Source organism: Geothrix mesophila, from assembly GCF_022808835.1.
Lineage (GTDB): Bacteria > Acidobacteriota > Holophagae > Holophagales > Holophagaceae > Geothrix > Geothrix paludis.
The window spans coordinates 218001-229707 of the sequence record NZ_JAKZLD010000003.1 but is presented as its reverse complement, the minus strand read 5'-3'; the positions used below and the strand labels follow the sequence as shown (position 1 = coordinate 229707).

At 70.1% G+C, this 11707-nt stretch carries 12 protein-coding genes; 3 read left to right on the top strand and 9 right to left on the bottom strand.

Annotated features, from left to right (window positions below; all coding sequences use genetic code 11):
- Positions 1-7: 7 nt before the first annotated feature.
- Genes MLG87_RS10995 through MLG87_RS10985 form a run of 3 tightly spaced genes read right to left on the bottom strand, consistent with a single transcriptional unit; the run spans position 8 to position 2178 of the window.
- Positions 8-652: an FHA domain-containing protein gene (locus tag MLG87_RS10995; RefSeq protein ID WP_243295219.1), complete on the bottom strand. Its 645-nt coding sequence runs from the start codon at positions 650-652 to the stop codon at positions 8-10.
- A 34-nt stretch (positions 653-686) separates the two neighbouring features.
- Positions 687-1382, bottom strand: coding sequence for a LolA family protein (locus MLG87_RS10990; RefSeq protein ID WP_243295218.1), 696 nt, complete (start codon positions 1380-1382; stop codon positions 687-689).
- 16 nt (positions 1383-1398) lie between these two features.
- Complete coding sequence (locus tag MLG87_RS10985; protein WP_243295217.1) at positions 1399-2178, bottom strand: MBL fold metallo-hydrolase; 780 nt, start codon at positions 2176-2178, stop codon at positions 1399-1401.
- Here MLG87_RS10985 and MLG87_RS10980 point away from each other — a divergent pair.
- Positions 2177-2707, top strand: a complete 531-nt coding sequence (locus MLG87_RS10980; protein WP_243295216.1) for a GNAT family N-acetyltransferase — start codon at positions 2177-2179, stop codon at positions 2705-2707. The genes MLG87_RS10985 and MLG87_RS10980 overlap by 2 nt on opposite strands.
- Here the strand turns inward: MLG87_RS10980 and MLG87_RS10975 are convergent.
- From MLG87_RS10975 to fsa, 6 genes are all read right to left on the bottom strand, one after another.
- Positions 2673-3542, bottom strand: a complete 870-nt coding sequence (locus MLG87_RS10975; protein WP_243295215.1) for a CPBP family intramembrane glutamic endopeptidase — start codon at positions 3540-3542, stop codon at positions 2673-2675. The two genes, MLG87_RS10980 and MLG87_RS10975, sit on opposite strands and share 35 nt — an antisense overlap.
- Before the next feature lie 60 nt (positions 3543-3602).
- The gene (locus MLG87_RS10970; RefSeq protein WP_243295214.1) at positions 3603-4679 is read right to left on the bottom strand and encodes a hypothetical protein; all 1077 of its coding nucleotides are present in this window, start codon (positions 4677-4679) and stop codon (positions 3603-3605) included.
- Between the two features lie 8 nt (positions 4680-4687).
- Positions 4688-6226 (bottom strand): acyl-CoA carboxylase subunit beta, encoded by a 1539-nt coding sequence (locus tag MLG87_RS10965; protein ID WP_243295213.1) that lies wholly within the window; start codon positions 6224-6226, stop codon positions 4688-4690.
- Between the two features lie 71 nt (positions 6227-6297).
- Positions 6298-7041: a hypothetical protein gene (locus MLG87_RS10960; protein ID WP_243295212.1), complete on the bottom strand. Its 744-nt coding sequence runs from the start codon at positions 7039-7041 to the stop codon at positions 6298-6300.
- Positions 7042-7127: 86 nt separating this feature from the next.
- A complete protein-coding gene (locus tag MLG87_RS10955) occupies positions 7128-8987 on the bottom strand; it encodes an aspartate ammonia-lyase (RefSeq protein WP_243295211.1) in 1860 nt (619 codons plus the stop codon).
- Between the two features lie 113 nt (positions 8988-9100).
- Entirely contained in the window at positions 9101-9748 is a 648-nt protein-coding gene (fsa, locus tag MLG87_RS10950; RefSeq protein ID WP_243295210.1) for a fructose-6-phosphate aldolase, read from the bottom strand.
- Positions 9749-9812: 64 nt separating this feature from the next.
- Between fsa and thyX the strand changes: the two genes are divergently transcribed.
- Positions 9813-10493 carry an FAD-dependent thymidylate synthase gene (thyX, locus tag MLG87_RS10945; protein WP_243295209.1) on the top strand — a complete coding sequence of 227 codons (681 nt, stop codon included), beginning with the start codon at positions 9813-9815 and terminating at the stop codon, positions 10491-10493.
- On the top strand, positions 10490-11698 hold the full coding sequence (locus tag MLG87_RS10940) for an aminotransferase class V-fold PLP-dependent enzyme (protein ID WP_243295208.1): 1209 nt from the start codon (positions 10490-10492) through the stop codon (positions 11696-11698). Before thyX ends, MLG87_RS10940 begins: the two co-directional genes overlap by 4 nt.
- Positions 11699-11707: the final 9 nt, after the last annotated feature.

Sequence of the window (11707 nt, the reverse complement as noted above, 5' to 3'; positions counted from 1 at the left end):
GCGGAATTCAGTGCAGCGGGTACTCGGAGGTGTTGCGCACCAGCAGCATGAAGGTGCTGTTCCCGCAGGTGAATTCCTGCTGGCTGACGAGCTGAACCGGGCCAGTGATGCGTTCGCCGTTGACCTGGGTGCCGTTGGTGGAGTCCTGGTCGGTGATCCACACCGACCCGTCCGCGCGGATCTCCAGCAACGCGTGGCGGCGCGAGGTCTCGGGATCCTGGGTGATGACGTCGCCCTCCTCCCGTCCGATGACGATGAGGGGCCGCTCCAGCACTTGCACGGTGGAGGCCTGGGGACCCGTGAGGAAGGCCAGGCTGAACTTGAGCCCCGCGGGCAGGCCACCGGGCTGGATGCCAGCAGCGGCCAGGAGGGAGTCGCGGTCCCGGCGGGCGGTGGACCGGGCGGAGGCCAGCGTGGCCTCCATGGCCGGATCCTGCTCGGGAAGGGGGGCGGTCATGACCAGGGGCCGCGTTGGCGGCGCGGGGTTGGGCGCCGGCATCGGCTGCGGGGCGGGAACCGCCGGCGCCGCCGGGTTCGCCACCTCGAAGACGTGGGCACACTTCGGGCACTTGAAGCGCTTGGTCCGGGCTTGGCCGAACCGGCTGTCGTCGTACTGGAAGCGGGCCTGGCAGGCCGAGCAAACCACAATCATCGGGCCCCCGTCTGATCTCCTGTGCAGTCTACCGCTACTTCTTGCGGGTGGCGAAGAAGCTGAAGTCGCTCTTCAGGGGAATGCCCTCGGGGAGCTTGAAGCCGGTCACCGAGGCCGGCAAGGCCTGGTTGATCCGGAGCGGGCCCAGCTCTACCAGCCAGGAATCCCCGCTGCGCTCGACCCACTGGACCTGCCGGGGCAGCCAGGTCTCCTTGTCCACCCAGAGGTTCAGGGCCTGCATCCGCTTGCGCATGGACAGGGTGCGGGGCGTCATGGCCAGCAGCCAGGCGCCGGCGGGATCCTTGGATTCCCCGAGCTGGATCTGGAAGTACTCCGACAGGTAGCTGAGCCTCTGACCCAGTCCCAGGAACTTGCGGTTGGCGTTCTTGATGAGGCCGATCTTCATCAGTTCGCCGGCGCGGGCCTCGGGGCTGTAGGAGATCAGGGCCTTGGGCGTGAGATGGAGGATCAGGTCCTCCGGCGGCTGGAAGGCGAAGTGGACGAAGTCGGACCCCTGCAGGTAGAGGGTTCCCTTCGTCACGGAGGGGGTCTTCAGCAGGGCCCGCCGCAGGGTCAGGGTGAAGGGGCACTGCAGGGTCTGCACCTGGGCCTGCGCGGCGTCGAAGCGCTCCACGGCCTCCCGCAGGGAAGGAGGGGCCCCTTGGGCGCCCAGGGATGTGGCCAGGGCGGGCAGGACCAGGAGGAGGTGGGCCAGGGCGCGTCGAAGCATCGGTCTCCTTGGGGCCTCAGGCCACGGCCGGGGGCAGGGTGAGGGGGTCCCGCTGGTGGGCCAGGTGGAGGGCCACGTCGGTGCCCCGGAGGACCTCCTCCGCGGCGAAGCGGGCCAGACTGGGATCGTTGTTGGATTCGCTCAGGTGCGCCAGCACGACCTGCTTGAGGCGGGGCGACAGGACCCGTCCCAGCAGCTCGGCCATGGCGGCATTGCTCAGGTGTCCCACGCGGCTGAGGATGCGCGCCTTGAGCTTGGGCGGATAGTCCCCCTCGCGCAGCATGTCCACGTCATGGTTGGCCTCCAGCACCAGCAGGTCGAGGTCCTGGAGGTGGTCCGCCACGAGCGCCGTGGGATGGCCGAGGTCGGTCACCACGGCCGCGGCGGCCGCCCCCGCCTCGATCCGGTAGGCCACGGGATCCTCGGCGTCGTGGGGCAGGGCGAAGGGCAGCAGGCGCCAGCCCTCCCAATCGCGAGGCCGGCCGGCCTCCACCTCGATCCAGCGGGAGGCCGGGATCTCGACGCCCTGGATCCGCTCGACGGCCACACGGGTGGCGGCGGTGGCCAGGATGGCCCAGTCCGTGCGCCGCAGGATCACGCCCACCGCGGCGATGTGGTCCGAGTGCTCGTGGGTGAGCGCCAGGGCGCGCACGGAGCCTGAGTCCAGTTCCAGGGCCTCCATGCGCCGGCGGATCTGGAGCAGGGAGATGCCCGCGTCGATGAGCAGCGTCCGCCCTCCCTCCGAGAGGGCATGGCAGTTCCCCTTGGAACCCGAGGCCAGGGCCGCGTAGTGCATGGCCCAGGATAACGCCTACACTGACCGCATGAGCCCTTCCCTCCGTCCCTCCACCACCGCCGACCTGGACATTCACGTGGCCCATCGCGTGGCCCTGTTCCGCGACATGGAGAAGGCCTCCGAGGACGGGCTGCGGCGCATGGCGGAGACGTTCCGCGTCCTGCTCAGGAACTGGATGGTGTCGGGGCAGTGCCGGGGCTTCCTGATGGAGGAGGACGGCCGGCCCGTGGCCGGGGTGCTCCTGCTGATGAAGGAGTCCCTCCCCACGCCCGTGACGCCGCTCTCCGTCCGGGGCTACCTGTTCAACATCTACACCGAGCCGTCCCACCGCCGGCAGGGTCTGGCCGCCCGTCTCACGGACGCGGCCATGGACCTGGCCCGCGAGTGCGGCCTGGAGATCATGGAGCTGCACGCCAGCGTCGAGGCGGAGGGCCTCTACCAGCGCATGGGCTTCGTGCCCACCAGTGAGATGCGCCTGGTGATGGGGGCCGGGATCAAGACGCCGAAGCAGTGGAAGCACCGCCACTAGGACGGCCTCTCCACCGCCACAGTCCGAGCACGGCCGCGGCACAGACCAGGGCGCAGACCGCGCTGGCCTCCAGGCCGAAGGCGCCGCCCGTCAGCCATTCCGGCCGGCCATGGAAGACCGGCGTCCACCAGCCCGGCGCCTCGGTGCCGCTCACGCCGAAGCCCAGGAGGTTCCCCTGGGTCCAGTTCCAGCCCAGGTGTACGCCGATGGGCAGGGCCAGGCTGCCCGTGCGCTTCCAGCAGAGCCCCAGGAGCAGGGCCGCCAGGGCGATGTTCAGGGTGGCCCAGGCTTTCGTGGCGCCGGTCATGCCCGGATTCCCCCAGTGCACGAGGGCGAAGGCCAGGGCGAAGAGGGCCTGGGTGAGGCCGAAGCCCAGGCCCCGGACGGCGCGCTGGAAGGCGTAGCCGCGGAAGAGGATCTCCTCGAAGCAGGCCACGGCCAGGAAGAGCCAGGCGCCCGCCGCCAGGCTGGCCGGTCCCGTTCCGGGTGTGCGAACCCAGTGGAAGCCGCCCAGCCCGCGGATCAACCCCGCGGTCGCCAGCATCAGGAGGCAGCCCCCCGCGGTGCCCACGAGGATCTCCCGCAGGAAGCGCCTGTCGGGGCGGAGGCCCACCTCGGCGAGGGGGGCCCGTTCCGCGCGGAGACAGAGCCAGGTGACGGCGAGCAGGAGGGCGACATCGAGCCATCGCCCCGGGAGCAGGGTCCCCCAGGCGGCGGGCCAGAACCGGGCGAGGGAGGCCGCGCCGGAGGCGGCGAGGCCGAAGAGGGCCACGAATCCAAACACCTTCCAGCCGTTGCGGACCGCGCCGCGGCTATCAACGAACACACTGCGCATGGGGCTCCTGGGGATCGGGGCAGAGCGCGGGCGGATCCCGCGCCGAACCGGGTCCAGAGTCTAGGGGAGGGTTTCCAGCGGCCGCAGGTCCCACTCCGCATCGAAGGTGACCTGGAGGGCCGGGCCCGCCTTGGGGTCCACGCCCGCGCGCCAGATCGTGAGCGTGTTGAGTCCTCGCCAGCGGTCCGGAGCGCTGCTGTCCGGCCGCATATCCCAGGCCTGGTCCTGCCGACCGGATTCCGGAGCGTCCCCTTGGGCGATCTTGTACCCGACGAGGTAGAGGCGATCCTTCTGCATGAACCCGGACACCGGTGGCAGAGCCGGCCCTTCCACCCAGTGGGCGGCGGCGCCCACCTGGAGGAGGGGCGCCGCCGGGTCGGGCTTGGCCACCCAGTCCCTGGGCCAGGATTCCGATTCCTTCAGGAGGGTCTTGTCGTGGCCCGAGATGCGCCGGATCTTGACCCGCGTCTTCGTGATCCGGAAGCTCCGGACCGCCAGGGGCCCGGTGATCCGTTCCGGCCGGCCGGTTTCGACGGCCTTGAGCAGCGACTCGTAGTCGAACATCGCCGGCGCGTCTTCCGCGGCGGCGTGCAGGCTCTCCAGGTTCCCGCCCTGGGCCAGGACGGCCTGGGCATGGCGCTTCATCGCGTCCCACTCCCCCAGGTGGGCCGACACGAAGAAGCAGTGGATGAGCTCGCGGGGGTTCAGGGCGGGCTGGGCCGCCACGGCCGCGTAGGCGGCCTTCATCCGGTCCGGATCGAGCAGGCGCCAGGCCACCTCCAGCCGCATGGCGTTCCGGGGGCGCGCTAGGTCGCCGCCCACGGTCTCCAGCAGCGTCCAGGCCTTCTGGAGGTCGGCCTGCCCCCGCGCGGCCTTCAGGTAGGTCCCATCCACCCCGTGGTTCAGGCCCCGGATCAGGCTGGTGGCCCAGAGCCAGGACGCCGCGGCGTAGCGGGCCTTCTCCGGCTCTTTGGCGGGGTCCATGGCCAGTGCGGCCGCGCGCAACGGGCTGCCCGCTTCCAGGTCCTTCTTCCCGGCCGGGTCCTGCTTCTCGAGCCGGGCCATGGATTCCAGGAAGGCCCGCTCGTCCTGGGCCGCGAGGGCGAGGGTGGCCAGGGCCAGGAGGATGGGGCGCATGGCGGCTCCTAGAGCGGGATGTTCCCGTGCTTCTTGGGGGGCATGGTGTCGCGCTTGGTGTCGAGGAAGGCCAGCGCCTTCACCAGCTTCTGGCGGGTCTCGCGGGGGAGGATCACCTCGTCCACGAAGCCGTGCTCGGCGGCGATGTAGGGGTTGGCGAACTTCTCGTTGTACTCGGCCACCAGCTCCGCCTTGCGGGCCGCGGGGTCCGGGGCGATGGCGATGGACTTGCCGTGCAGCACGTTCATGGCGCCCTCGGCGCCCATGACGGCGATCTCGGCGGTGGGGTAGGCGAAGTTGAAGTCCGTGCGGATGTGCTTGCTGGCCATCACGCAGTAGGCGCCGCCGTAGGCCTTGCGGGTGATGACGGTGATCTTGGGCACCGTGGCCTCGCAGAAGGCGAAGAGCAGCTTGGCGCCGTGGCGGATGATGCCGCCGTGCTCCTGGGTGACGCCCGGCAGGAAGCCCGGCACGTCCTCGAAGGTGATCAGCGGGATGTTGAAGGCGTCGCAGAAGCGCACGAAGCGGGCGCCCTTCTCGCTCGACGCGATGTCGAGCACCCCGGCGTAGAAGGCCGGCTGGTTGGCCACGATGCCCACGCTGCGGCCGTCGATGCGGGCGAAGCCCACGACGAGGTTGGGCGCGAAGGCCTCGTGCACCTCGAAGAAGTGGGCGTCGTCCACCACGCCGCGGATGATGTCGCGGATGTCGTAGGGCTTGCTGGGATCATCCGGCACCACCTTGTCCAGGTCCGGGTTCTCCAGGGGCATCTCGCGCTTGGGGGCGCGGCGGGGGGCCTCGCCCAGGTTGTTGCTGGGCAGGAAAGAGAGCAGCTCCCGGGTGTGGGCCAGGGCCGCCAGGTCGCTGGCGGTGACGAAGTGGGCCACGCCGGACTTGGCCGCGTGGGCGCTGGCGCCGCCCAGGTCCTCCTTGGTGACCTCCTCGTGGGTGACGGCCTTGATGACGTCCGGGCCGGTCACGAACATGTAGCTCGTGCCCTTCACCATGGTGATGAAGTCCGTGATGGCGGGGCTGTAGACCGCGCCGCCGGCGCAGGGGCCCATGATGAGGCTGATCTGGGGGATGACGCCCGAGGCCAGCGTGTTGCGCAGGAAGATGTCCGCGTAGCCACCGAGTGAGACCACACCCTCCTGGATGCGGGCTCCGCCGCTGTCGTTGAGGCCGATGACGGGGCAGCCCACCTTCATGGCCAGGTCCATGATCTTGCAGATTTTCTTGGCGTAGGCCTCGCTGAGGGAGCCGCCGAAGACCGTGAAGTCCTGGGCGAAGACCGCCACCGGGCGGCCGTCCACCCGGCCGAAGCCGGTCACCACGCCGTCGCCGGGGATCTTCTCCACGCCCCAGGCCCGGTGGACCATGAGGGCATCCATCTCCTCGAAGGAACCCTCGTCCAGGAAGGCGGCGACGCGTTCCCGGGCCGTGAGCTTGCCGCCCTCGTGCTGCTTCTGGACCCGCGCCTCGCCGCCGCCGGCCAGGGCCTGGGCGTGCTTGGCTTTCAGGATCTCGATCTTCTTCTCGAGGGACATGGGGACTCCAGGGTACGCAAACAGGGCGGCCAACCGGGGGATCAGCCGCCAGTTTACCTGAGATGGGGTGGCTACTTGATTCCGAGGACCTCGTTGACCAGGTGGAGGGCCAGGTCGTCCTCGATCTCATGGAGGGCTGTCACCTTCATGAACGTGCTGGAGGTGTCGGCATAGACGGCCCCGTCCCAGACGATGCCCCGGGTCTGGAGGTCCAGGATGGCGAGGCGCAGCCGGGCGCTGGTCTTAGCGGAGGAACTCGAGCTGGCACCGACGAAGGTGCCGCCGCCGGGCCCGGTGGAAACGAACCCGCCCCCTGCGTTGGTCTGGGTGCTCCACTGGCGTCCGACACCGAGGTCACGGGCCACGATGGCATAGCGGATGTCCTTGAAGGCCGGGAGCTGCGCCAGCGTGCCGATGGCCTCCTGGGTGGGGGTTCCGGCGAAACGGTTGTTGGGATCCTGTCCCCCGAGCAGCCGGGCCGGATCCAGGAGGGGCCGGGTGCCGTCCGCGGCCAGCAGGAGGGTGGCGACCTTGTCGCTGGTAAGAGAGGGCTCCTTGCACACCCCAATGAGGCGACTCGACAGCCTGCTGGAGAAGGTGTCGAGGAAGGCGCTCTTGTTCTTGTACTCATCCGCGACCGTCTTGGAGACGCTCTCGTCCAGGTCCGCGGTCGCCACGGGGAAGACGGCGATCTGCTGGCTCCGGAGGTCGGACAGCCGGAAGGCCGCATCCTGGGACGCGGGAACCACGTGGGGCGCGGCACAGCCGACCAGAGCCAGGAGCGGCACGGCCATCAGAAGGCGGAAATGCTTCATGTGAACCTCGGATAAGGGGGATCCAGGAAGCCTACACCGCCCTCCCCTGGGGAACCAGGGACCGGGATCACGGCCACCGCTGGGGCTCAGCGGATGGGCCGGGGCCGGGTCATGGCCTCCAGGCTGAAGGCCTCGTCCAGCTCGGCGGGGCTCAGGTAGGCCTTGCGGAGGATGATCTCGCGCACGGCCACGCCGGTCTCCAGGGCCTCCTTGGCCACCTCGGTGGCCCGCTTGTAGCCGATGGCCGGCATGATGGCGGTGACGATGCCGATGCTGTGCTCCACCAGGTCGCGGCAGCGGTCCCGGTTGGCGGTGACGCCCACGATGCACTTGGTGGTGAGGACGTTCACGGCGGCCGTCAGGGTGCGGAGGCTGGTGGCCAGGCTGTAGGCCAGCACGGGCTCCATCACGTTGAGCTGCAGCTGGCCGGCCTCGGCCGCCAGGGTGATGGTGAGGTCGTTGCCGATGACCGAGTAGGCCACCTGGTTCACCACCTCGGGGATCACGGGGTTCACCTTGCCGGGCATGATGCTGCTGCCGGGCTGCATGGGGGGCAGGTTGATCTCGCCGAAGCCGCAGCGGGGGCCGCTGCTGAGCAGGCGCAGGTCGTTGCACATCTTGCTGAGCTTCACGGCAGCGCGCTTGACGGCCCCGGAGAACATGACGAAGGCGCCAGTGTCCGGGGTGGCCTCCACGAGGTTCTCCGCCAGGACGACCTCCAGGCCCGTGATCTTCCGCAGCTCCTCCACCACGGCCTCCGGATAGCTCGGATCGGCGCAGATGCCTGTGCCGATGGCCGTCCCGCCCATGTTCACCTCGAGGAAGAGCCGGGCGCATTCCTGGAGGCGCAGGATGTCCTCGCCGGTGGTGACGGCGAAGGCCTCGAACTCCTGGCCGAGCGTCATGGGCACGGCGTCCTGGAGCTGGGTCCGGCCCATCTTGATGACATCGGAGAACTCGCGGCCCTTGGCGTGCAGCGCGGCCTTCAGGCGCTCCATGGCCTCCAGCAGGTTCCGCAGCATGAAGATGGTGCTGAGCCTCAGCGCCGTCGGATAGACGTCATTGGTGCTCTGGCCCAGGTTCACGTGGTCGTTGGGGTGGCAGTGGGCATAGTCGCCGCGCTTGTGGCCCAGCAGCTCCAGGGCGCGGTTGGCGATGACCTCGTTGGCGTTCATGTTGGTGGAGGTGCCCGCGCCGCCCTGGACCATGTCGGTCGGGAAGTGGCCATGCCAGTGGCCGTCGATGATTTCCTGGGAGGCCCGGTCGATGGCCGCCGCGATGGAGAGATCCAGCAGGCCCAACTGGGCGTTGGCGCGGGCCGCCGCCTGCTTGACCATGGCCAGGGCGCGGATCATGGCCGGGAAGTGGCTGGTGGGCGTGCCCGTGATGGGGAAGTTGTGGACGGCGCGCAGGGTCTGGACGCCGAAGAGGGCGTCCTCGGGCACGTCCAGGGGGCCGATGAGGTCCGATTCCCGCCGCGTCTGGCCGCTGGCGTAGGCCTGCTCGCGCCCGGTGCGCGGGGTGGCCGAGTACAGGATCCGCCGGTGGAGCACATTGGCGACCTTGCTGAGCACGGCGATGGCGGCGGCGCCGTCCTGGCCGAGGCTCTGGAGGACGGTCTCGCGGTCCAGGTCCAGGAGCACGGCGGGGGTGAGGGTGGTGGCCGTGGCCGAGTGGGGGCTGGGCGCCAGGAAGGACTGCTCGCCGGCCACATCCCCGGGGCCCAGGATCACCACGGGCTCGGGCCCATCGCCGTTGTCGCGGGTGATCTCGACACGGCCCTCCGCGATGACCGTGGCGCCCTTGCGGGGGTCGCCCTGGGTGAAGAGGCGGGTGTCCGCGGGCACTTCCCGCCGACGGGCGGCCTTGGCGATCAGGCCCAGGTCCGGGTCGGACAGGCCCGAGAAGATTTCGCAGCGGCGCAGGACAGACGTGATGGCATCCATACAGGACCTCCGGCCCGAGTGGGGCCAGGGGCCATGGTATCGAGGCCTCTTTACGATTCGGTCACGAATTGGCGGAACGACTTAACGCTCCGCTTGACGAACGAATCGGGGGGCTATCGGCCGCTCTTTTTCCAATCAGCCAGGAAGCCTTCCACGCCCTTGTCGGTGAGGGGGTGCTTCAGCATCTGGTCGAAGACCTTGGTGGGGATGGTGGCCACGTGGGCGCCGGCCAGGGCCGCGTCGGTGACATGCCGGGGCTGGCGGATGGAGGCGGCCAGGCACTGGGTGTCGAACTCGTAGTTCTCGAAGATGGCCACGATCTCGCGGATCAGCTCCATGCCGTCGAGGTTGATGTCGTCCAGGCGGCCCACGAAGGGGCTCACGTAGGTGGCGCCGGCCTTGGCGGCCATGAGGGCCTGGGTGGCGCTGAAGCAGAGGGTCACGTTGGTGTTGATGCCTTCGGAGGTCAGGGCCTTGCACGCCTTGAGGCCCTCGGCGATCAGCGGCAGCTTCACCACCACGTTCTCGTGGATCTTGGCCAGCTTCAGGCCCTCCTGGATCATGGCGGGGGCCTCCAGGCCGATGACCTCGGCGCTGATGGGGCCGTCCACGATGTCGCAGATCTCCGCGATGATGGCCTCGAAGGGCTTGCCGGTCTCCTTGGCGATGAGGCTGGGGTTGGTGGTCACCCCGTCCAGCACGCCCAGGGCGTTGATACGCTTGATCTCGTCGATGTTGGCGGTGTCGATGAAAAACTGCATGAGGGCTCCTGCGGACCTTCCATTCTCCCAGGGCCGGCGCGAAGCTGGAAGCGCGGAGTCTTCCATGACACATATCGAGATCAAGGTGCTGGACAAGGGGTTCGTCCGCCTCATCGACCACATGGGGTCGGACCTGTCCGTGGTGAACGCGGCCCGGGTGTCCTTCGGCAAGCGGAAGGAGGCCTTCGAGGCGGGGGACGCCAAGCTGATCGGCTACCTGGCCGAGCACGAGCACACCTCGCCCTTCCGCCACACGGCCATGACCCTGCACGTGAAGGCGCCCATCTTCGTGTTCCGGCAGTGGATGAAGCACCGCATCGGCTCGGAGTTCAACGAGATCAGCGGCCGCTACGTGGAGTTCCCCGAGGACGAGTTCTTCGTGCCTGCGGCCTTCCGGAAGCAGGCCAAGGTCAACAAGCAGGGCAGCGAAGGCGAGATCGACGAGGCGAACCGGGCCCGGGCCATGGAGAGCTACCTGGAGAGCTGCCGAGGGGCCGTGGCCCACTACAAGGAGCTGCTCTCCCTGGGCGTCTGTCGCGAGCAGGCCCGCTGCGTGCTGCCCGTGGGCCTCTACTCCGAGGTCTACTGGACCGTGAGCCTCCAGGCCGTGGCCCACTTCATCCGCCTGCGGACGGACAGCCACGCCCAGTGGGAGATCCAGCAGTACGCCGCCGCGGTGCGCCAGGTGGTGGAGCCCCTCTTCCCGGTGGGCCTCAAGGCCCTGCTCGCGGACCGACAGGGATGAGCGCGCCGCCCCTCGATCCTGCCCTCTTCCACCTGGACCCGGAGCGCCTCTGGATCATGCACTGCGGCGAGGGGCCGGTCCCCCGGGCGGCGCTGGACGCCGTGCAGGCCTTCATGCGCAAGGAGCTGCGGCCCTGGGAGGTGCGCTGGGAGGAGGACTTCCAGGGGATCCCGGCCGCCACCCGGGCGGAGGCCGCGGCACTGCTGGGCGGCCAGCCCGAGGACATCACCCTCACCCACAGCACCTCCTCGGGCCTGGTGGCCGTGGCCCAGGGCTTCCCCTGGCGGTCCGGCGACGAGGTGGTGGCGCCCCTGGGGGAGTTCCCGGCCAACGCCTGGCCCTGGCTGGCCCTCCAGGCCCGCGGCGTGGCGTTCCGGGAGGTGCCCCTGTGGGAGGGGCATCTCGCCGGAGCCGCCGCCTGGGCGAGCCTGCCGCCCACCGCGGAGGCGGACCCCGAGGCCCGGCTGGTGGAGGCGCTGGGGCCCCGCACGCGGATCCTGGCCCTCTCCTGGGTGCGGTTCCAGGACGGCCTGAAGCTGGACCTCCCGCGCCTCGCCAGGGCCTGCCGCGCCCGGGGCATCCACCTCGTGGTGGACGGCGTCCAGGCCGCGGGCACGGTGCCCGTGGACCTGGAGGGCCTCGCCGCCTTCGCCACCAGCGGGCACAAGGGCCTGCTGTCGCCCCAGGGCATGGGGTTCCTGTGGACGGACGAGGCCTTCCGCCGGTCGCTGGCCCCCTCGGGTTCCTGGCTCTCCGTGGAGGAAGCGACGGATTTCTCGCGGCCGTCCACGGACCTCCACCGGGCCTGGCTGCCGGACGGACGGGCGCTGGAGCCCGGGGGGCCCAACCTGCTCCACCTCTCCGCCCTGCTCGAATCCCTGCGCCTGATCAACCGGGCGGGCGTCCCGGCCATTGCCGCCCACGGCGAAGCCCTCCAGGCCCGGCTCCTGGGGGCGCTCCGGGGCTCGCACTGGGCCGCCGAGCACGACCGCCTCGGCGCCTTGCGGGAGGCCGGGCGGGTGGGATCCTTCCTGGCCTTCCACCACGGCGGCCGGGGGCCCGGCGGGATGGACGCCCTGCTGAAGGCGGGGGCCCGCCGGGGGATCTTCGCCTCCGTGCGGGAGGGCTATCTCCGCGTGGCCTTCCACGGCTTCCACACCGAGGGGGACGCAGACCGCGTGGCCGCCTGGCTCCTGGAGGCCTGACCCGCGCCC

Coding starts and splice junctions, on each gene's coding strand:
- MLG87_RS10995 (WP_243295219.1), bottom strand. CDS start 652: ATGATTGTGGTTTGCTCGGCCTGCCAGGCCCGCTTCCAGTACGACGAC.
- MLG87_RS10990 (WP_243295218.1), bottom strand. CDS start 1,382: ATGCTTCGACGCGCCCTGGCCCACCTCCTCCTGGTCCTGCCCGCCCTG.
- MLG87_RS10980 (WP_243295216.1), top strand. CDS start 2,177: ATGGCCCAGGATAACGCCTACACTGACCGCATGAGCCCTTCCCTCCGT.
- MLG87_RS10985 (WP_243295217.1), bottom strand. CDS start 2,178: ATGCACTACGCGGCCCTGGCCTCGGGTTCCAAGGGGAACTGCCATGCC.
- MLG87_RS10975 (WP_243295215.1), bottom strand. CDS start 3,542: ATGCGCAGTGTGTTCGTTGATAGCCGCGGCGCGGTCCGCAACGGCTGG.
- MLG87_RS10970 (WP_243295214.1), bottom strand. CDS start 4,679: ATGCGCCCCATCCTCCTGGCCCTGGCCACCCTCGCCCTCGCGGCCCAG.
- MLG87_RS10965 (WP_243295213.1), bottom strand. CDS start 6,226: ATGTCCCTCGAGAAGAAGATCGAGATCCTGAAAGCCAAGCACGCCCAG.
- MLG87_RS10960 (WP_243295212.1), bottom strand. CDS start 7,041: ATGAAGCATTTCCGCCTTCTGATGGCCGTGCCGCTCCTGGCTCTGGTC.
- MLG87_RS10955 (WP_243295211.1), bottom strand. CDS start 8,987: ATGGATGCCATCACGTCTGTCCTGCGCCGCTGCGAAATCTTCTCGGGC.
- fsa (WP_243295210.1), bottom strand. CDS start 9,748: ATGCAGTTTTTCATCGACACCGCCAACATCGACGAGATCAAGCGTATC.
- thyX (WP_243295209.1), top strand. CDS start 9,813: ATGACACATATCGAGATCAAGGTGCTGGACAAGGGGTTCGTCCGCCTC.
- MLG87_RS10940 (WP_243295208.1), top strand. CDS start 10,490: ATGAGCGCGCCGCCCCTCGATCCTGCCCTCTTCCACCTGGACCCGGAG.